Origin of the sequence: Pseudomonas gessardii (assembly GCF_001983165.1) — a bacterium.
GTDB lineage: Bacteria > Pseudomonadota > Gammaproteobacteria > Pseudomonadales > Pseudomonadaceae > Aquipseudomonas > Aquipseudomonas gessardii.
Window position 1 is genome coordinate 524,802 of sequence record NZ_MNPU01000001.1, and the last position, 20,085, is coordinate 544,886.

Annotated in this window: 15 protein-coding genes; 11 read left to right on the plus strand and 4 right to left on the minus strand. The window is 61.9% G+C overall.

Going from position 1 to position 20,085, the window contains the following annotated elements; translation table 11 throughout:
• Positions 1 to 8: 8 nt before the first annotated feature.
• The gene (locus BLL38_RS02105) at positions 9 to 2,264 is read right to left on the minus strand and encodes an Orn/Lys/Arg family decarboxylase (protein ID WP_076961102.1); all 2,256 of its coding nucleotides are present in this window, start codon (positions 2,262 to 2,264) and stop codon (positions 9 to 11) included.
• Positions 2,265 to 2,493: 229 nt separating this feature from the next.
• Positions 2,494 to 3,234 (minus strand): DNA polymerase III subunit epsilon, encoded by a 741-nt coding sequence (dnaQ, locus tag BLL38_RS02110; RefSeq protein WP_162237649.1) that lies wholly within the window; start codon positions 3,232 to 3,234, stop codon positions 2,494 to 2,496.
• Positions 3,235 to 3,594: 360 nt separating this feature from the next.
• Between dnaQ and BLL38_RS02115 the strand changes: the two genes are divergently transcribed.
• Entirely contained in the window at positions 3,595 to 4,545 is a 951-nt protein-coding gene (locus BLL38_RS02115; protein ID WP_076961103.1) for a glycerophosphodiester phosphodiesterase family protein, read from the plus strand.
• A 3-nt stretch (positions 4,546 to 4,548) separates the two neighbouring features.
• Here the strand turns inward: BLL38_RS02115 and rnhA are convergent, their stop codons facing one another.
• On the minus strand, positions 4,549 to 5,001 hold the full coding sequence (gene rnhA, locus BLL38_RS02120) for a ribonuclease HI (protein WP_010171667.1): 453 nt from the start codon (positions 4,999 to 5,001) through the stop codon (positions 4,549 to 4,551).
• A gap of 85 nt (positions 5,002 to 5,086) precedes the next feature.
• Positions 5,087 to 5,845 (minus strand): class I SAM-dependent methyltransferase, encoded by a 759-nt coding sequence (locus BLL38_RS02125; protein ID WP_076961104.1) that lies wholly within the window; start codon positions 5,843 to 5,845, stop codon positions 5,087 to 5,089.
• A gap of 65 nt (positions 5,846 to 5,910) precedes the next feature.
• Here BLL38_RS02125 and gloB point away from each other — a divergent pair, with 65 nt between their 5' ends.
• The 10 genes from gloB (at position 5,911) to BLL38_RS02175 (ending at position 20,046) form a co-directional block, all read left to right on the plus strand.
• The gene (gene gloB, locus BLL38_RS02130; protein WP_076961105.1) at positions 5,911 to 6,678 is read left to right on the plus strand and encodes a hydroxyacylglutathione hydrolase; all 768 of its coding nucleotides are present in this window, start codon (positions 5,911 to 5,913) and stop codon (positions 6,676 to 6,678) included.
• Between the two features lie 98 nt (positions 6,679 to 6,776).
• Positions 6,777 to 8,177 (plus strand): lytic transglycosylase domain-containing protein, encoded by a 1,401-nt coding sequence (locus tag BLL38_RS02135; RefSeq protein WP_076961106.1) that lies wholly within the window; start codon positions 6,777 to 6,779, stop codon positions 8,175 to 8,177.
• Between the two features lie 163 nt (positions 8,178 to 8,340).
• Positions 8,341 to 10,170, plus strand: a complete 1,830-nt coding sequence (locus tag BLL38_RS02140; RefSeq protein ID WP_076961107.1) for an extracellular solute-binding protein — start codon at positions 8,341 to 8,343, stop codon at positions 10,168 to 10,170.
• Positions 10,167 to 12,005 (plus strand): extracellular solute-binding protein, encoded by a 1,839-nt coding sequence (locus tag BLL38_RS02145; RefSeq protein ID WP_076961108.1) that lies wholly within the window; start codon positions 10,167 to 10,169, stop codon positions 12,003 to 12,005. Before BLL38_RS02140 ends, BLL38_RS02145 begins: the two co-directional genes overlap by 4 nt.
• A gap of 1 nt (position 12,006) precedes the next feature.
• The gene (locus BLL38_RS02150; protein WP_076961109.1) at positions 12,007 to 13,080 is read left to right on the plus strand and encodes a microcin C ABC transporter permease YejB; all 1,074 of its coding nucleotides are present in this window, start codon (positions 12,007 to 12,009) and stop codon (positions 13,078 to 13,080) included.
• Position 13,081: 1 nt separating this feature from the next.
• Entirely contained in the window at positions 13,082 to 14,101 is a 1,020-nt protein-coding gene (locus BLL38_RS02155) for an ABC transporter permease (protein WP_076961110.1), read from the plus strand.
• 1 nt (position 14,102) lies between these two features.
• The gene (locus tag BLL38_RS02160) at positions 14,103 to 15,713 is read left to right on the plus strand and encodes an ABC transporter ATP-binding protein (protein ID WP_076961111.1); all 1,611 of its coding nucleotides are present in this window, start codon (positions 14,103 to 14,105) and stop codon (positions 15,711 to 15,713) included.
• A gap of 251 nt (positions 15,714 to 15,964) precedes the next feature.
• Positions 15,965 to 16,495 (plus strand): sigma-70 family RNA polymerase sigma factor, encoded by a 531-nt coding sequence (locus tag BLL38_RS02165; RefSeq protein ID WP_083743021.1) that lies wholly within the window; start codon positions 15,965 to 15,967, stop codon positions 16,493 to 16,495.
• Positions 16,492 to 17,460 carry a FecR domain-containing protein gene (locus BLL38_RS02170; RefSeq protein ID WP_076961112.1) on the plus strand — a complete coding sequence of 323 codons (969 nt, stop codon included), beginning with the start codon at positions 16,492 to 16,494 and terminating at the stop codon, positions 17,458 to 17,460. The genes BLL38_RS02165 and BLL38_RS02170 overlap by 4 nt, the downstream gene beginning before the upstream one ends.
• Before the next feature lie 117 nt (positions 17,461 to 17,577).
• Positions 17,578 to 20,046 carry a TonB-dependent siderophore receptor gene (locus BLL38_RS02175; RefSeq protein ID WP_076961113.1) on the plus strand — a complete coding sequence of 823 codons (2,469 nt, stop codon included), beginning with the start codon at positions 17,578 to 17,580 and terminating at the stop codon, positions 20,044 to 20,046.
• The last annotated feature ends 39 nt before the right edge of the window (positions 20,047 to 20,085 follow it).

Sequence of the window (20,085 nt, forward strand, 5' to 3'; positions counted from 1 at the left end):
AACCATCCTTAACACTTGATGCAATCGACGGTGTAACAACGACCGTTGCCGTCGTCTTCGTGTTGTAAGCCATGCACATCGGCGACAAACCCCGGGAAACTGCTATCGAACTCCCGGGCAAAGGCCAGGTAGTCGATGATCGAACGCGTCAACTCGGTAAAGCGCTCCCCCGGCATGATCAGCGGAATGCCCGGCGGATAAGGCACCAGCATCACGGCTGCAATGCGCCCTGGCAAGGCATCGATGGACACCGCCTCGACTTCACCGCGCACCAATTGGTCATAGGCATCGGCCGGCTTCATGGCGATTTCCGGCAACACCGTGTACATACGCTTGAGGTGCCTGGCCGTGGCGTTGCTGCGATAGCAGCCGTGCAACTGGTCGCACAAGTCCTGCAACCCCATGCCCTGGTAACGGGCCGGGCCTTGCTGGAACACCGACGGTAGGCAACTGGCCAGGCTGGTATTGGCGTCGTAACTGCGCTTGAACTCCAGCAGTTCCGTGAGCAGGGTACTCCACTTGCCTTTGGTGATGCCCATGGAGAACAACACCAGGAACGAATACAGCCCGGTCTTTTCCACCACCAGGCCACGTTCCCAGAGGAATTTACTGACCACCGCCGCCGGAATCCCACAATCACTCAAGGCCCCACCCGCCGTGAGGCCGGGCATCACCAGGGTGACCTTGATCGGGTCGAGCAACACGTAGTCTTCGGCAATATCCCCAAACCCGTGCCAATCGGCCTCGGGCTGCAGCAACCAGTCGGCCGTCGCCACCCGGTCAATGCCGGCCACCGAAGGCGGCTGCCAGATAGAAAACCACCAATCGTCGGCGGCGATATGCTGGCGCAAATTGGCCAGGGCCCGACGAAAACTCAAGGCCTCATCGAACATTTCCTGGAGCAGCGAACGCCCCGCCGGCCCCTCCATCATGGCCGAGGCTACGTCCAGCGAGGCGATGATGCTGTACTGCGGCGAGGTGGAGATATGCATCATAAATGCTTCATTGAACCGGTCACGGTCCAGTTGCCGTGCCCCGCCATCCTGCACATGGATCATCGACGCCTGGCTGAACGCCGCCAATAGCTTGTGGGTCGAGTGCGTGGTAAACACCAACGGGCTGTCGGGCGTACGCGAGGTGCCCATACCATAGCGCCCGGCGAAAAACTCGTGGAAGGCTGCGTAGGCGTACCAGGCCTCGTCAAAGTGCAGGACTTCGACACTGTTGCCCAATTGCTGCTTGATCAGCTCGGCGTTGTAACACAAGCCGTCATAGGTCGAGTTGGTCACCACCGCCAGCTTGACCCTGGGCTCGCGGCCACAGGTCAAGGGGCTGGCCGCGATCTTGGCGCGAATCGATTCGCGGCTGAACTCGGTCAGTGGAATCGGGCCGATGATCCCCAGTTCGTTGCGCTCTGGGCACAAGTACAGGGGGATCGCGCCGGTCATGATGATCGAGTGCAGCACCGACTTATGGCAATTGCGGTCCACCAGCACCAGGTCGTCGCGCCCGACCATGGAGTGCCAGACGATCTTGTTGGCCGTGGAGGTGCCATTGATCACGAAGAAGGTGTGGTCGGCGCCAAAGTTGCGCGCGGCACGGGCTTCGGCTTCGGCCAAAGGCCCGGTGTGATCCAGCAGCGAGCCCAGTTCCGGCACCGACACCGACAAGTCCGAGCGCAGGGTGTTTTCCCCGAAAAACTGATGAAACGCCTGCCCCACCGGGCTTTTGCGATAGGCAACGCCGCCGCCGTGACCGGGGGTATGCCAGGAGTAATTGGAATCGGCCGTGTGCTGCACCAGGGCCTTGAAGAATGGCGGCAACAGGCCATCAAGGTAAGTGCGTGCGGCGCGGGCCACTTGCCGGGCGAGAAACGGCACCGTGTCTTCAAACAGGTAAAGAATGCCACGCAGCTGGTTGAGTTCGCTCATGGCATCGGCCGGGGCATTTTCCAGGGTGACTTGCTCGCCCAGGGCAAAGATCGGCAGGTTGGGTGCACGCAGGCGTGCCAGTCGGATCAGTTCCACCATGTTTTGCAGCAGATGGGTATTTTCCCCGGCGCCTTCAGCCGCGATCAGCATGCACGCCAGGCCATGATGGGTCGAGGCCACCAGCCGGCCTTCGGCATAGTCCACTGCGGAAAAGATGCTGAAACCCTCTTGCTCCAACTCCCGGGCGATGCCCCGGACCCGATCACCGGCGACGGTGTCGGCCTTGATGTCGCGGTGCACGATCAGGATCGGGAACTTCAGGTCTTTGTACATGGGGGCTTGGCGTCCTGAGGGCGATGTACTCAGGGTAGAAGCTGGGAGTGAATGTGGCGAATGAAGATTTTGCAGGTATGAAATGTGGGGGTTTATGTGGGAGTGGGCTTGTGTGGGAGCGGGCTTGCCCGCGATGGCGGTGTATCAGTAACAGATGTACTGACTGTCAAACCCCAATCGCGAGCAAGCCCGCTCCCACACAAACCCGCTGCCACATTTTTCGACCGCGTCAGTGTTGGGTCAGTTGAGTCCACAACGCCGGCGCACCCGCCGACTTGGCAATGGCCTCCAGGCGTGCCGCATGCTCGGCCATGTCCTGCTCGCTGGCGCGGATGATTGTGGTGGCTTTGCGATCAGCCGGCAGGCGGCGGATTTCCGAAGGCCGGTTGCCCGAGCCTTCGGCCGAACCGTTGCCATCGGAGGCGTTGCCGGCCAGGGACAGGCTGGTCTGCCCGCCCGTCATGGTCAGGTAGACGTCCGCCAGGATCTCGGAGTCGAGCAACGCGCCGTGCAGCTCACGGCCGGAGTTATCGACACCGTAGCGTTTGCACAAGGCATCGAGGCTGTTGCGCTGGCCCGGGTGGCGCTCACGGGCCATCATCAAGGTATCGAGGATCGAGCAGTGACGGGTAATGTCCGCCCGATCCGCCTGGCCCATCAAGGCGAATTCGTTGTTGATGAAGCCAACGTCGAACGCCGCGTTGTGGATGATCAACTGCGCGCCGTTGATGAACTCGAAAAACTCATCGGCGACTTCGGCAAAACGCGGCTTGCCCACCAGGAATTCATTGGTGATGCCGTGGACGCCAATGGCGCCTTCGTCACTTTCCCGGTCCGGTTGCAGGTACACATGGAAATGCCGACCGGTGAGGCGGCGGCCCATCAACTCGACACAGCCGATTTCAATGATCCGGTGGCCATCGGTCACCGGCATGCCGGTGGTTTCGGTATCGAGTACAACAGATCGGATGGCCATCAGGGTTCAGCTCTCAACGGTGTGTGTATTTCAAGGGGCGGGATATTAGCACGCTCTATAACCTAAACGCCGCCCCGAGGAAAACCGCAGCCCCTTGTCCAACAGTTTTTTACAAGATTTAGCAAAGCTTGCGCAGTTTGCCATTACGGCTCTTGCGGCCTGCACGCAACGGACGAGCAACTCACCCGGGCGATCCTGCTCTTGTAACGATGGATTGCACGCGAGGTTTTCTTATGGAGTTGGCTGAGGTATTAATTTGATAAGGGTCGTCTTCGTTTATCAAACAAGTCGATCGCTGTCCGTTTACCCTGCCTTGGTAAAATGCCAAGCCCACCCGAGAACGCGAGCATTCCGATGATTGAAACGCGATATGCCCTTGCCCTACTGGTCGCCAGCCTGACCCTCGGCGGCTGTGTGTCCCAGCCTGTCTCCAGCCCGACGACAGGGCAGCCGCCGCAGATCGTCGCCCACCGTGGCGGTACGGCGGATTTCCCGGAAAATACCCTGCTGGCCATCGATAACGCCCTGCAAAACAAGGTGGACATGCTTTGGCTCACCGTGCAACTGAGCAGTGACCAGGTCCCCGTGCTGTACCGGCCGACAGACCTGAGTGCCAATACCGACGGCTCGGGCCCCGTGGCCGGGAAAACCCTGGCCCAGCTGCAACAGCTCAACGCCGGGTGGCAATTCAAGCAGGACGCGGCCAATGGCCAGGTGGTCTTCCCCTATCGCACAAACCCCGTGAGATTGCCCTCCCTGCAGCAAGCCTTGGCCGCGATTCCGCGGACAACCCCGATCATCCTCGACATGAAAGCCCTACCCGCCGCCCCCCAGGCCAAGGCCGTGGCCCAGGTCCTGGAGCAAAACCAGGCCTGGGACCGGGTCCTGATCTATTCCACCGACGCCAGCTACCAACAAGCCTTCGCGCAATACCCCCAGGCGCGGTTGTTCGAGAGCCGGGACCGGACACGTGACCGCCTGGCCAACGTAGCCCTGGCCCACAGTTGCCAGCCGGCGCCCCAGGCAGGGAGCTGGGTGGCATTCGAGTATCAGCGCAAGGTCGAACTGGTGGAAACCTTCACCCTTGGGGAAGCACGCTCACCGGTGAATGCCAAGCTGTGGACAGCGCCGGCCATTGACTGTTTCCAGTCCAAGGGCAAGGTGCATATCCTGGCGATCGGCATTAACAGCGAAGAGGACTATCGGGCGGCAGCGTGCCGTAACATCGACGCGGTGCTGGTGGACTCGCCCCGCACGATGCGAGGCGTGAAGCAGCGGCTCGAATGGCCGCTGCGGTGTGACTGACGGTCAGCTCTGCTTGTAGCCGCGCACGTCATCCACGCCACGATTGGCCAATTGATCGGCCCGCTCGTTACCGGGGTGGCCGATATGCCCGCGTACCCACTTCCAGGTGATGTTGTGGCGGTTGCACTGTTCATCCAGCAACTGCCACAGGTCGGCGTTTTTCACCGGCTCCTTGGCCGCGGTTTTCCAGCCGCGTTTTTTCCAGTTGACCATCCACTCGTTGATGCCTTTCATGACGTACTGCGAGTCCGTCACCAGCAACACGTCGCAACGGCGCTTGAGCTCTTCCAGGCCACGAATGGCGCCCATCAGTTCCATACGGTTGTTGGTGGTGTTGGCTTCACCGCCCCACAACTCCTTCTCCACGCCCTTGCACACCAGCAAGGCGCCCCAGCCGCCCGGCCCCGGATTGCCCTTGCAGGCGCCGTCGGTAAAGAGTTCTACGCTATCGGTCATTACGCTATCCATCAAAGCGGGTTGCCGGCAATCGACCGGCAGCTCCCGAGGTCGAACACGACGACCTGAATTCCAGAAAAGTGATTTATGGCTCGCTGGAGCGACGGTTGACCTTGGCCAGGGGCATCGGCACCAGTTTGCCCATGGGCTCGCGCCGTACCTGGCTCACCGGCCGCAGCCCGACCACGATCTTGCGGGCCACCAGCAGGTAGAAACCGCCACCGGACAACTGCCAGGCCCCGGCCCGGCGCTCCCAGCCCGCCAAACGGCCCTGCCACTTGGGCGAGGCAAGCGGCGGACGATAGCACCCGAAGCGGCGTTTCTCCAGCGCGAAGCCCAGCAGGTTCAACCAGTCGCTGACCCGCGAGGGCGAGATGCAGCGGGCCTGGCGCAATGCGTCATGGGCAAAGACGTGCCGCAGCCCCCATGAACTCCAGGGGTTGATGCCAACGATCAATAAATGGCCACCCGGGCGCACGGCGCTGGCCGCTTCCCGCAGCAAGCCATGGGGCGACAGGCAGAAATCCAGGCCATGCTGCATCACCACCACGTCGGCGGCGTGCTCGCTCAGGGGCCAGGCCTGTTCTTCGCAGACAATCTCGACCCCCGGCAATGGCGCACCCAGGCGTACATTGCGCTGCACCTGGGGCGCAGACGGCGGGGCCTGGGCCGAAGGGCCGTAGTGCACCAGGTAGCCGCCAAAGAAGCGCTCAAGCTCTTCTTCGAGCATCAGTCGCTCCTGTTCCAGCAAAAATTGCCCGATCGGCCCGGACAGCCACTCACGGGCTGCGCTGATCAAGGCCAGCCACTCGGGATCGGCCTGGGCGAACGCTTTATCAGTCATTGCATTCTCCAACTCGCCAAGACGTTCTAAGATGCACCAATGTGTCCAGCTTGGCGAATAGAAGAATGATACAGATCAGTGCCCTGCCCGCCTTCACCGATAACTACATCTGGTTGTTACAAGACCATCGCACCCTGCGTTGCGCGGTGGTCGACCCTGGCGATGCCGCGCCTGTGCTGGCATGGCTGGCGCAACACCCCGGCTGGACCCTCAGCGATATCCTGGTCACCCACCATCACCACGACCACGTGGGCGGTGTCGTGCAGCTCAAGGAGGCGTCAGGCGCCAGGGTCTATGGCCCGGCCACTGAAAACATCCCGGCACGTGATGTCGCGCTCAACGATAACGATGATATCCATGTGCTGGGTTGGGACTTCAAGGTCCTGGCCGTGCCGGGACACACCCTGGGACATATAGCCTTTTATCATCATGGCTTGCTGTTCTGCGGCGACACGCTGTTCGCCGCCGGTTGCGGGCGTCTGTTCGAGGGCACGCCACAACAGATGCACACCTCCCTGGAGCGCCTGGCCGCGCTGCCGGCCGACACGCTGGTCTACTGCACCCACGAATACACACAAAGCAACCTGCGCTTTGCCCAGGCCGTGGAGCCGCACAACACCGATATCGCCGAACGGGTGGCCAAAGTCAGCCAACTCCGGGCAGACGGCAAGATGACCTTACCCTCGACCCTGGCCCTGGAAAAACTCACCAACCCGTTTTTGCGCACCGCTGAAACATCCGTTAAACAAAAAGCGGACGAATGGGGGAACTGCAATAACCGCTCTGGGAGCGCGGTTTTTGCTAGCTTGCGGGCTTGGAAAGATACGTTCTAAGCAGACAGGTTCTGATACGAAATTTCTGAATGGTTGACCGGAACCCAAGCGCTTTCTAGAATCGCCCGACATTTTTGCCCGGAACTCACTTCCAGCCAATGTCGTCATCTATTCGTAAATCCAACCATTCAGACGCATTGACCCGCCTGGCTCAAGCCATTGCGGTGGCCGTATCCGCAACTCTGGCGGGCTGCCAAACGACCCATTACGCTGCACAATCCACCGTGCAACCCAAACCCAATCTTGCGGCCAAGATCAAGCAAAAACCCCTTTGGCTCTCAGAGAAGCCAAGCCCACAGGTGCCCCAGGATGTCTGGGAACGCATGCGCCAGGGGTTCCAATTGCAGGACGGCGTGGGCGTCAACCCGCGTATCGAGCAACAACGCCTGTGGTTCGCCAGCAATCCCTCCTTCCTGGAGAATGCCGGCGAACGTGGCAGCCTCTATATTCACTACATCGTCGAACGCCTTGAAGAGCGCAACATGCCCCTGGAGCTGGCGCTGCTGCCAGTGATTGAAAGTGCCTACAACCCAATGGCCTATTCGCGCAGCGATGCGGTCGGCCTGTGGCAGTTCATTCCCTCCACCGGGCGCTACTTCAACCTGCGCCAGACCCGCGCCTATGATGGCCGCCGCGACATCACCGCCTCCACCACCGCCGCCCTGGACTATCTGACACGCCTGCATGACATGTTCAACGGCGACTGGTTGCTGGCCCTGGCGGCCTATAACGCTGGTGAAGGCACGGTCAGCCGGGCCATCGAGCGCAACGAGAAGCTCGGCCTGCCCACCGACTACTGGAACCTGCCACTGCCCCAGGAAACCAAGGACTACGTGCCCAAGTTCCTGGCGCTGTCCCAGGTGGTGCTGGCCCCCGAGGCCTACGGCGTCAACCTGAACCCGATTGCCAACACGCCGTACTTCAAAATGGTCGAAGTCAAGCAAAGCATGGACCTGTCCCGGGTCGCTGCGCTGGCCGAAATCGACGAAGACGAGCTGTTCCAGCTCAACCCGGCCTTCAAGCAACGCACCACCCTGGACGGTCCCCAGCACTTGCTGGTGCCCACCTCCAAGGCGCAACTGCTGGCCAGTAGCCTGTCCTCGATGAATCCCGAGGAGCTGTTGAGCCTGCGTCCGAAAAAACCGGTGTTTGACGAAGTCGAGCACAAGGCCGTGGCCGGCCGCTCGCGCAGCTACAAGGTCAAGAGCGGCGACAACCTGACCCTGATTGCCAAGGCCAACAAGGTCGATGTGCATGACCTGCAGCGCTGGAACAAGCTCAATGGCCAGGCGCTGAAGGTCGGCCAGACCCTAGTGATGCAGGACACCCGTAAAGTCGTGGCCAAGAAGCCGGTGCAGTACAAGGTCAAGAAAGGTGACTCGCTGTACATGGTTGCCAAGCGTTTCAACGTCGAGATGCAACACCTCAAGCGTTGGAACCCACGCACTGGCCAGGCGTTGAAGCCGGGGCAGATGCTGGTAGTGTCCGGGCCAAGATAAACCGAGTGCAAGCTGGCTTGTGTGGAGCCAGCTCCCACACAAGCCAGCTCCCACATGATCCCTCCGGGCCTGGAAATGGCCTTTTCAACAGTCTTTTTCCAAGTGGAACAAGCTGTTACTGTACCGGTCATAAAGCCCAAGCCGCCCGGATCGGATTTCTGACTTGAAGCGTCCCCTCCTTCTACTAATAAGTCTGGCCTTGAGCTTTTGTGCGAATGCAACCATTACCGAAAACCACGGTTATGCGCAGTTCGGCACACTCAAGTACCCGGCCAAATTCACCCACTTCGATTGGGTAAATCCCGCAGCGCCCAAGGGTGGCACCTTGCGGGTCATGGCCTTTGGCACGTTTGACACCCTCAACCCCTATACCTTCAAGGGCTCAAGCCCGGTCTCCACCGCCAACTTCCTGCAATACGGGGTCAATGAGCTCAACGAGCCACTGATGGTCGGCACTGGCCAGTACGCCCCTTCCGGTGACGAACCCACCTCCAGTTATGGCCTGATCGCCCGATCCGTGGAGTACAACGAGGACCGCAGTTGGGTGGTGTTCAACCTGCGGCCACAAGCGCGTTTCCATGACGGCAAACCCATCACCGCCGACGACGTGGCCTTTTCCTATCGCACGTTGCTCACCGAAGGTCACCCGCAATACCGCACCAACCTGCAGGAAGTGGCCCGGGTGGACGTGCTGAGCCCCCTGCGCATCCGCTTCGTGTTCAAGCGCGCCGGCAACCCCTTGTTGATCCTGCGCCTGGGTGAGCTGCCGGTGTTGCCCCAGCACTACTGGAAAAACCGTGACTTCAAGGCCACCACCTTCGAGCCGCCGCTGGGCAGCGGGCCCTATCGGATCAGCCAGGTCCAGCCGGGCCGGCAGTTGGTGTTCGAGCGGGTCAAGGACTATTGGGGCAAGGACTTGCCGGTCAATCGCGGGCTCTACAACTACGACAAGGTCGAGGTGGAGTTCTACCGCGACAGCGACGTGGCTTTCGAGGCATTCAAGGCCGGCGAATTCGACATCTATATCGAACACCAGGCCAAGAACTGGGCCAATGGCTACAACTTCCCGGCGGTGAACCGTGGCGAGGTGGTCAAGGCGCAGATCCCCCACCAGATCCCGACCCAGAGCCAGGGCCTGTTCATGAACAGCCGGCGCGCCACGTTCAGCCAGGCCAAGGTGCGCGAAGCGCTGGGGCTGATGTTCGATTTCGAGTGGACCAACCGCACCCTGTTCAGCGGCGCCTATAAACGCACCCTGAGCTACTACCCCAACAGCGAGTTCTCCGCCAGCGGCCTACCGGTGGGCCATGAATGGTTGATGCTCTCGCCCTATCGCGAGCAACTCCCGGCCAATCTGTTTACCCAGGCCTTCAGCCTGCCGCAGACCGACGGGCGCGGCATCCCCCGGGACACCCTGCGCCGCGCCCTCGGCCTGCTGGCCGAAGGTGGCTGGAAACTCTCCGGCCAGCGCCTGCTCAATCGCGACGGGCAGCCGCTGCGCTTTGAAATCCTGCTGGTCAACCCGAACCTGGAGCGGATCCTGCAACCTTATGTGGAAAATCTGCGCAGCATCGGTGTCGATGCCCGCTTGCGTACGGTGGATCGCGCGCAGTACAAACAGCGCCTCGACCAGTTTGACTTCGACATGATCCTGATGACCCTCAACCAAACCCTCAGCCCCGGCCTTGAACAGTGGCAGTACTTCCATTCCAGCCAGGCCGAGATCAAGGGCAGCAAGAATTACGCGGGCATCGCCAACCCGGTGGTCGACCACCTGCTGGAGCAGTTGCTCGCCGCCCAGACCCGCGACCAGCAAGTCGCTGCCGGCCGGGCCCTGGACCGGGTCCTGCTGTGGCAGCACTACAGTATTCCCAATTGGTATCTCAACTATCATCGCCTGGCGTACCGTAACCGGTTCGCCTTCGTGACCACGCCGCCCTACAGCCTGGGCCTGAGCGCGTGGTGGCTGAAAGCATCGGAGAAACCCCAATGATGGCTTTGCGCACTGCGATTATCAGTGGCCTGTTATTGTGCACCCAGGCCGTGGCCGCCCCCCAACACGCCTTGACCCTGTATGACGAGCCGCCCAAGTACCCCGCCGACTTCAAGCATGTCGACTATGTAAACCCGGACGCGCCCAAGGGCGGCACCTTCCGCGAGGCGGCCATGGGCAGCTTCGACAGCCTCAACCCGTTTATCAGCAAGGGCGTGCCCGCCGACAATATCGGCCTGGTCTACGACACCCTGGCCCAGCAGGGCCTGGACGAACCCATCACCGAGTACGGCCTGATCGCCGGCAAGATCGAAAAAGCCCCGGATAACAGCTGGGTGCGTTTTTACCTGCGCCCCGAAGCACGCTTTCACGATGGCCATCCGGTGCACGCCGAAGATGTGGTGTTCACCTTTGAAACCCTGATAAAGCAAGGCAGCCCCATTTACCGCACCTACTATGCCGATGTCGCCGAAGTGGTGGCCGAAGACCCGTTGCGCGTGCTGTTCAAGTTCAAGCACACCAGCAACCGCGAACTGCCGCTGATCCTTGGCCAGTTGCCGGTATTGCCCAAGCACTGGTGGGTCGGGCGTGACTTTGCCAAGAGCAGCCTGGAGATCCCTCTGGGCAGCGGCCCGTACAAAGTGGCCGAGGTCAAGCCGGGGCGCTCGATCCGCTACGAGCGGGTCAAGGACTACTGGGGCAAGGACCTGCCGATCAACAAGGGCCTGTACAACTTCGATTACCGCATCAGTGACTATTACCGTGACAACACCGTGGCCCTGGAGGCCCTCAAGGCCGGGCAGTTCGATTACTGGCAGGAAATGACGGCCAAGAACTGGGCCAATGCCTACAACGTCCCGGCCGTGGCCGAGGGCCGGCTGATCAAGGAAGAACTGCCCAACGGCAATCCCACCGGGATGCAGGGTTTTGTGTTCAATATCCGCAAGCCGATGTTCCAGGACGTGCGGGTGCGCAAGGCCATCAGCCTGTTGATGGACTTTGAATGGACCAACAAGCAACTGTTCAACGGCGCCTACACCCGCACCCGCAGCTATTTCGAGAACTCGGACATGGCCGCCACCGGCCTGCCCGGCCCGGCCGAGTTGGCGATTCTCGAACCGCTGCGCGGCAGGATCCCGCCCGAAGCCTTCACCCAGGCCTTCGCCCCAGCGAAAACCGACGCCAGCGGCATGATCCGCACCCAGCAGCGCGAAGCCTATCAACTGTTGCAGGAAGCCGGCTGGCGCATCGTCGACGACAAGATGGTCGACACCAACGGCAAGCCGGTGAGCATCGAGTTCATGCTGGCCCAGACCGACTTCGAGCGCATCCTGCTGCCCTTCAAGCGCAACCTGGCAGACCTGGGGATCGAACTGGTGATCCGCCGGGTCGATATCTCGCAGTACGTCAACCGCATACGCTCGCGGGATTTCGACATGATGGTCGGCAGTTTCCCGCAGTCCTCTTCCCCGGGTAACGAGCAGCGTGAATTCTGGCAATCGGGCAGTGCCGACAACCCCGGCAGCCGCAACTACATCGGCCTCAAGGATCCGGCCATCGACGAATTGGTGGAACAGTTGATCAACGCCGACTCACGCAACAGCCTGGTGGCCCACGCCAAGGCCCTAGACCGGGTCTTGCAATTTGGCTACTACGTGATCCCCAACTGGCATATCAAGACCTACCGCGTGGCCTACTGGAATCACCTTGGCCACCCCAAAGTCCCGCCGCGCTATGACGTGGGCATCAATACCTGGTGGATCAAACCCAACACACCGCCTGCAGTGACGCCCCCCACCGACACCAGCGCCGATCCGGCGAGCGGAGGCGACTGACATGCTGGCTTATATTTTCCGCAGGTTGCTGCTGATCATTCCCACGTTGTTCGGCATTTTGCTGATCAACTTTGTCATCATCCAGGCCGCTCCCGGTGGCCCGGTGGAGCAAATGATCGCCAAGCTCGAAGGCTTTGAAGGCGCCACCAGCCGTATCGCCGGTGGCGGCGCCGAAGTCTCGGTGGCCGGCTCCAGCTACCGGGGGGCCCAGGGCCTGGACCCGACGCTGATCAAGGAAATCGAGAAGATGTACGGCTTCGACAAGTCGGCGCCGGAACGCTTGTGGATCATGGTCAAGAACTACGCCCGACTGGATTTTGGCGACAGCTTTTTTCGCGATGCCAAGGTCATCGACCTGATCAAGGAAAAGATGCCGGTGTCCATTTCCCTCGGGTTATGGAGCACCCTGATCATGTACCTGGTCTCGATCCCTCTGGGGATCGCCAAGGCCACCCGCCATGGCAGCCACTTTGACGTGTGGACCAGTTCGGCCATCATCGTCGGCTATGCGATCCCGGCGTTCCTGTTTGCCATCCTGTTGATCGTGGTATTCGCCGGCGGCAGTTATTTTGACTGGTTCCCCTTGCGCGGGCTGACCTCCAACAACTTCGAGGAGCTGAGCTGGGGCGCCAAGATCCTCGACTACTTCTGGCACCTGGCGCTGCCGGTCACGGCCCTGGTGATCGGTAACTTCGCCACCATGACCCTGCTGACCAAGAACAGCTTTCTCGACGAAATCAACAAGCAGTACGTAATCACCGCCAAGGCCAAGGGCCTGACCCATCACCGCGTGCTCTACGGCCACGTGTTCCGCAATGCCATGCTGTTGGTGATCGCCGGGTTCCCTTCGGCGTTTATCGGCATCTTCTTTACCGGCTCGCTGCTGGTGGAGGTGATCTTCTCCCTCGACGGCCTGGGCCTGATGAGCTTTGAAGCGGCGATCAACCGCGATTACCCGGTGGTGTTCGGCACCCTGTTTATCTTCACCCTGCTGGGCCTGGTGGTGAAACTGATCGGTGACTTGACCTACACCCTGGTCGACCCCCGTATCGACTTTGAAAGCCGGGAGCATTGAGATGACGCTATCCCCCCTCAATCGCCGCCGTTTTGAACGTTTCAAGGCCAACAAGCGTGGCTGGTGGTCGCTGTGGCTGTTCCTGATCCTGTTTGGCCTGAGCCTGGGCGCCGAGCTGATCGCCAACGACAAGCCGCTGGCGGTGCATTACGACGGTGACTGGTACTTCCCAGCGCTCAAGCGCTACCCGGAAACCACCTTCGGCGGCGAATTCCCCCTGGAAGCCAACTACAAAAGCCCGTATATCCGCGAACTGCTCAAGGCCAAGGACGCCTGGACGCTCTGGGCGCCGATCCCCTACAGCTACCAGAGCATCAACTACGACCTGAAAGTCCCGGCCCCGGCCCCGCCGTCGGCCGACAACCTGCTGGGCACCGATGACCAGGGCCGGGATGTACTGGCGCGGGTGATCTATGGCTTTCGGATCTCGGTGCTGTTTGCCCTGACCCTCACGGTCTTGAGCTCGATCATCGGCGTGGCGGCCGGGGCCTTGCAGGGTTTCTATGGCGGCTGGGTCGACCTGGCCGGCCAGCGCTTCCTGGAAATCTGGTCGGGCTTGCCGGTGCTGTACCTGCTGATCATCCTCGCCAGCTTTGTGCAGCCCAATTTCTGGTGGCTGCTGGGGATCATGCTGCTGTTTTCCTGGATGAGCCTGGTGGACGTGGTACGCGCCGAGTTCCTGCGCGGGCGCAACCTGGAATACGTGCGCGCGGCCCGGGCCCTGGGCATGCAGAACGGCGCGATCATGTTCCGCCATATCCTGCCCAACGCCATGATCTCGACCATGACCTTTATGCCCTTCATCCTGACCGGCGCGATCGGCACCCTGACCGCCCTGGACTTCCTGGGCTTCGGCCTGCCCGCCGGTTCGCCGTCCCTGGGCGAACTGGTGGCCCAGGGCAAATCCAACCTGCAGGCGCCGTGGCTGGGCATCAGTGCCTTTGCGGTGCTGGCGATCATGTTGAGCTTGCTGGTGTTTATCGGCGAGTCCGCTCGCGATGCCTTCGACCCGAGGAAATGAGATGAATCAGGACAATCTGATCGAAGTCCGCGACCTCAGTGTCGAGTTCGTCACCGGCGAGCAGCATCAACGCGTGGTGGAGAACATCAGTTTCGATATCCGCCGTGGTGAAACCCTGGCCCTGGTCGGCGAAAGCGGCTCCGGCAAATCGGTGACCGCCCACTCGATCCTGCGCCTGCTGCCCTACCCCCTGGCGCGGCACCCATCCGGCACCATCGAGTATGCCGGGCAGGATCTGCTGACCCTGAAAGAAAAGCCCTTGCGCCAGATTCGCGGCAACCGCATTGCGATGATCTTCCAGGAGCCCATGACCTCGCTAAACCCGCTGCACAGCATCGAGAAGCAGATCAACGAGGTACTGGGCCTGCACAAGGGCCTGACCGGCAAGGCCGCGACCCTGCGCACCCTGGAACTGCTGGACCTGGTGGGCATCCCCGAACCGCGCAAGCGCCTCAAAGCCCTGCCCCACGAACTGTCCGGCGGCCAGCGCCAGCGGGTGATGATCGCCATGGCCCTGGCCAACGAGCCGGAACTGTTGATCGCCGATGAACCGACCACCGCCCTGGACGTGACCGTGCAGTTGAAGATCCTCGAATTGCTCAAGGAGTTGCAGGCGCGCCTGGGCATGGCGCTGCTGCTGATCAGCCATGACTTGAACCTGGTGCGGCGCATTGCCCACCGCGTGTGTGTGATGCAGCGCGGTTGCATTGTCGAGCAGGCGTCCTGCGAGGAGCTGTTCCGCGCGCCCCGGCACCCCTACACCCAGGAACTGCTGGCCGCCGAGCCCAGTGGCGGGCCGGCGACCAATGCGATTGGCCCGCCGCTGCTGGAAGTCGACGACCTGAAGGTCTGGTTCCCGATCAAGAAAGGCTTTTTGCGCAACACCATCGATTACGTCAAGGCGGTGGACGGCATTAACTTCAGCCTGCCCCAGGGCCAGACTCTGGGCATTGTCGGCGAAAGCGGCTCGGGCAAATCCACCCTGGGCCTGGCGATCCTGCGGTTGATCGGCAGCAAGGGCGGGATCCGTTTTGAAGGCCAGCAACTGGACCCACTGACCCAGCAACAGGTGCGGCCCTTGCGCCGGGAAATGCAGGTAGTGTTCCAGGACCCGTTCGGCAGCCTGAGCCCGCGCATGTGCGTCAGCGAGATCGTTGGCGAAGGCTTGCGTATCCACAAGATCGGCACGGCGGCCGAGCAGGAGGCGGCGATTATCGCGGCGCTCCAGGAGGTCGGGCTGGACCCGCAGACCCGCCATCGTTACCCCCACGAATTCTCCGGCGGCCAACGCCAACGCATCGCCATCGCCCGCGCCCTGGTGCTCAAGCCACGCCTGATCCTGCTGGACGAACCCACCTCGGCCCTGGACCGCACGGTGCAGCGCCAGGTGGTGGAACTGCTGCGCAACCTGCAGGCCAAGTACAACCTGACCTACCTGTTTATCAGCCACGACCTGGCGGTGGTCAAAGCCTTGAGCCATCAGTTGATGGTGGTCAAACAGGGCCAGGTGGTGGAACAGGGGGATGCCAAGGCGATCTTCGCCAATCCGCAGCATGCCTATACCCGACAGTTGCTGGAGGCTGCCTTCCTGGTGCCGACCTCCCGGATCTGACCTGTCATGCCAGGGGTCAAGATCCACCGCTGATCCCCTGTGGGAGCTGGCTTGCCTGCGATAGCGGTGGGCCAGCCAATTGGGATGTTGCCTGTACCGCCGCTATCGCAGGCAAGCCAGCTCCCACATTTGATTTGTGCAGCTCTGCAGGCAAAGCCTTTCGCAAAAGCAAACCAATATCATTTGCGCTGCTCGCAGGCCTTTGCTTTAATCGCGACCAATTCCTATTCACATCATGGCATCCGCGCCGGTTGGATATTGTGTCGACCTCCCCCACTTCGTTCAGCCAGCTCTACGGCAGCCACCATTCCTGGCTGCTCGGCCTGTTGCGCCGGCGCCTGAGCAATCGCTGGGATGCCGCCGACCTGGCGCAAGACACCTTTATCCGCGTACTCAAGCGCCCGCCCGACCAGGCCTGCGCCATGCGCGAGCGTTCGTACCTGGCCACCATCGCCCGTGGCCTGTGCATCGACCACTGGCGCCGGCGCCAACTGGAGCAGGCCTGGCTGCAAAGCCTCGCCGACCGTCCGCAAGCGGTGCAGCCATCGCCGGAGCAGCGGGCGATTATCGTCGAAACCCTGTACGAGGTAGACGCCATGCTTGCGCGCCTACCGCGCAAGGTCAGCGATGCGTTCCTGCTGGCGCAACTGCATGGCATGACCTACAAGCAAATCGCCCTACAGCTGGGAGTCTGTGAGCGCATGGTGAAAAAATACATGGCCCAGGCGCTGTTGCACTGCGCGGTGCTGGAAGCCGAACTCGACGGGTTGCTGGTGGAATGACCCCCGCCGGCAAACTCAGCCACGCCAGCCTGCAACAGGCCGCCCACTGGTATGTGCGCCTGCAAGACCCGCAAGGCGACAGCCAGGCGCAACAGCACTGGCAAGCCTGGCTGGGGCAGAACCCCGAGCACCAGGCCGCCTGGCGTTACGTCGAGCGCGTCAGCCAACGCTTCGCGCCCCTGGCCGACGAGCCCATCGGCGCCGGCCGTGCCCTGCGCAGCACCCGGCGGCAAACCCTCAAGACGCTGTTGGTGCTGGGCGCAGGTTCAGCCTTGGCCTGGGGCACCTGGCGCGGCACTGCCCTGCCCCGGGTGGTCGGCGGCTGGAGCGCCGACTACGCCACGGCCAGTGGCGAAATCCGCGACACCTTGCTTGGCGACGGCACGCATATCTGGCTCAACGCGCTAAGCGCCATGGATGTACGCTTCGACGCGCACCAGCGCCTGTTGCACCTGCGCTTTGGCGAAGTGCTGATCGACACCGCCAAGGATCTCCAGCGCCCGCTCCTGGTCGACACCGCGCACGGCCGCCTGCGTGCCCTGGGCACGCGCTTCAGTGTGTTGCAGGGCGAGGACGGCACCACGCTGAATGTCTTCGACGGTCGGGTAGAAGTGCGCACCGCCGATGGGCAGCAGGTGCGCATTATCGAGTCCGGGCAACAGGCGGTGTTCGATCGCCACAGCATCCGCAGCCCGCTAGCGGCATCAGCCACCCGCGAGGCCTGGAGCCGTGGCGTGCTGTTGGCCGACAACCTGCCCCTGGGCCAATTGATCGGCGAACTCAACCGCTACTGCCGCGGCCACCTGGGGTGCGATCCGGCAGTGGCCCATTTGCCGGTGATGGGCTCGTTCCCGCTCAAGGACAGCGAACATGCGCTGCGGCTGCTGGAGGCGGCGTTGCCGATCCAAGTGGACCGGCTGATGCCGTGGTGGGTCAGCGTGGGGCCGAAAACACACGCGACCTGATGCCTTGGCCCAAATGGGCGAGCACATTTTTTTTGCCCCTCCAGTTCCCCTTTTCGACGTTCGTTCGGTTAACCCAGCAGACGCTTTCATATTCGCCGAACCCGTAGGGAACCTTCCATGCCGCAACCCGCTGCTTTCACTGTGCGCCCCCTGGCGCTGGCCATCACCGCGACCCTGCTCTGCCTGGGCCCACTCCACGTGCAGGCGGCGCAAACGCCAGCGACCCAGGAAACCACCCGCAGCTACAATATCGGCGCCGGATCGCTGGTCAGCGTGCTGAACCGCTTTGCCGAGCAATCGGGGATTTTTATCGCCGGCCACAACAGCCTGGCCGCCGGGAAAAACAGCCCCGGCCTCAGCGGCAGCTTCTCCCCCACCGGCGGTTTGCAGCAGCTGTTGCAAGGCAGCGGTTTGCAGGCCCGGCCCCAGGGCAACCAGGGTTATGTGCTGGAGCTGGCGCCGCTCAATACCGGCGAACTGGAACTGGGCGCCACCACCATTTCCGGCGTGAACCTGGGGGCCACCACCGAAGACAGCCACGCCTACACCACCGGCTCGATGGCCTCGGCCACCGGCCTGCCGCTGTCGATCCGTGAGACACCGCAGTCGGTCACCGTGATCACCCGCCAGCAGATGGATGACCAGGGCTCCAACAGCATCGCCGACACCCTGCGCCGCGCCCCGGGCATCAGCGTGCAGAACTACGACAGCGAGCGCTGGGAGTTCTCCAGCCGCGGCCTGCCGATCACCAACTTCCAGTACGACGGCGTCAACTCCACCTACGACGGCGTGTATGACTACGGCACCACCAGCACCGACATGGCGGTGTACGACCGCCTGGAAATCATCAAGGGCTCAGCGGGCCTGATGAGCGGCTCGGGCGACCCTTCGGCCACGGTCAACCTGATCCGCAAAAAGCCCACCCGCGACTTCAAGGCCTCGGTCACCGGCACCGTGGGCTCCTGGGACAACTACCGCACCGAAGGCGATATCTCCGGGCCGCTGACCGAATCGGGCAATGTGCGTGGACGCTTTGTCGGGGTTTATCAGGATCGTTCGTCGTACCTGGACCACTACCAGCACACCAAGGACATTGCCTACGGCATCCTCGAAGCCGATCTGACCCCCGACACCCTGCTGACCTTCGGTATCGACCAACAGGACACCCGCTCCCGAGGCGCCAGCTGGGCCGGGTTCCCGATGTACTTCAGCAACGGCAATCGCACGAACTTCTCGCGCTCGTTCAACCCGGCCGCCGACTGGAGCCGCCGCGACTTCCAGAACCAGACGATTTTCGCCTCGGTGCAACAACAACTGGCCAACGACTGGTCGCTCAAAGTCAGCCTGGACCGCAAGCGCAGCCAGCACGACACCCTGCTCGCCTCGGCCAGTGGCGGCAACCCCGACCAGGCCAGCGGCGACGGCATGTACATGTTCATGGGCAAGTACAAGGGCGACCAGGTGCAGAACACCCTCGACGTCAACCTCAACGGCCCGTTCAGCCTGTTTGGCCGCGAACATGAGTTGATCATGGGCTTTATGGCGACCCGCTCGAAACAGGACGTGCCGGTCTACGGCTCGATCTACCCGCCGGTGGGCGGCAGCATCTATGACTGGCGCGGCGAATACCCCAAGCCGGATATCCCGCGCAGTGGCCAGAACGATATTGTGCAACGCCAGACCGGCGCCTACCTGGCAACCCGCCTCAAACCCACCGATGACCTGTCGGTGATCCTCGGCACCCGCGTCAGCAATTTCAGCAACACCGATAACACCGACTTCTACGCGCCAACCGCCACCGACAACCGCACAAGCTATAAACAAACCGGTGTGGTGACGCCCTACGCCGGGGTGGTCTACGACCTCAACGATATCTGGTCGGTCTACGGCAGCTACACCAAGATCTACCGGCCGCAGAACAGCAAGGATGCCGAGCGCAAATTGCTCGACGCAATTGAAGGCGACACCTACGAAGCCGGGCTCAAGGCGGCCTTTTACGATGGCCGCCTGAATGCCAGCTTCGCCGCGTTCCGCATCGAACAGGACAATGTCGCGCAATACGTCTCGGGCTTTGAAAGCGACTCGATCTATCGCCCGATTGCCGGCGCCACCACCAAGGGCTTTGAAGTGGAACTGGCCGGCGAAGTGCTGGAGGGCTGGAATGTCTCGGCCGGCTACACCTACCAGCACACCCGCGATGCCAACGACGACTACGTCTACGGCTCGGTGCTGCAAACCACCACGCCGCAGCAAGTGGTGCGCCTGTTCAACACCTACCGCCTGCCGGGCGCACTGGACAAGGTGACCCTCGGGGCCGGGGTCAACTGGCAGAGCGAGTTCTTCGGCAATGTGTTCCAGCCCAACCCGAATGACACGGTCAACTTCGGCCAATACGCGCGCATCACCCAGGACAGCTACTACCTGGTAGACCTGATGGCGCGTTATCGCTTCAACGAGCACTTGAGCACCACGTTGAACGTGAAGAACGCCTTCGACAAAAAGTACTACACCGGCCTGGGCAACTTCGGCACCGGCTTCTACGGCGAGCCACGCAGCCTGCAACTGGCCACGCGCTGGGACTTCTAACCTCCCCCTAGGGATAGGATGGGCGGCGTATTGTGTGCA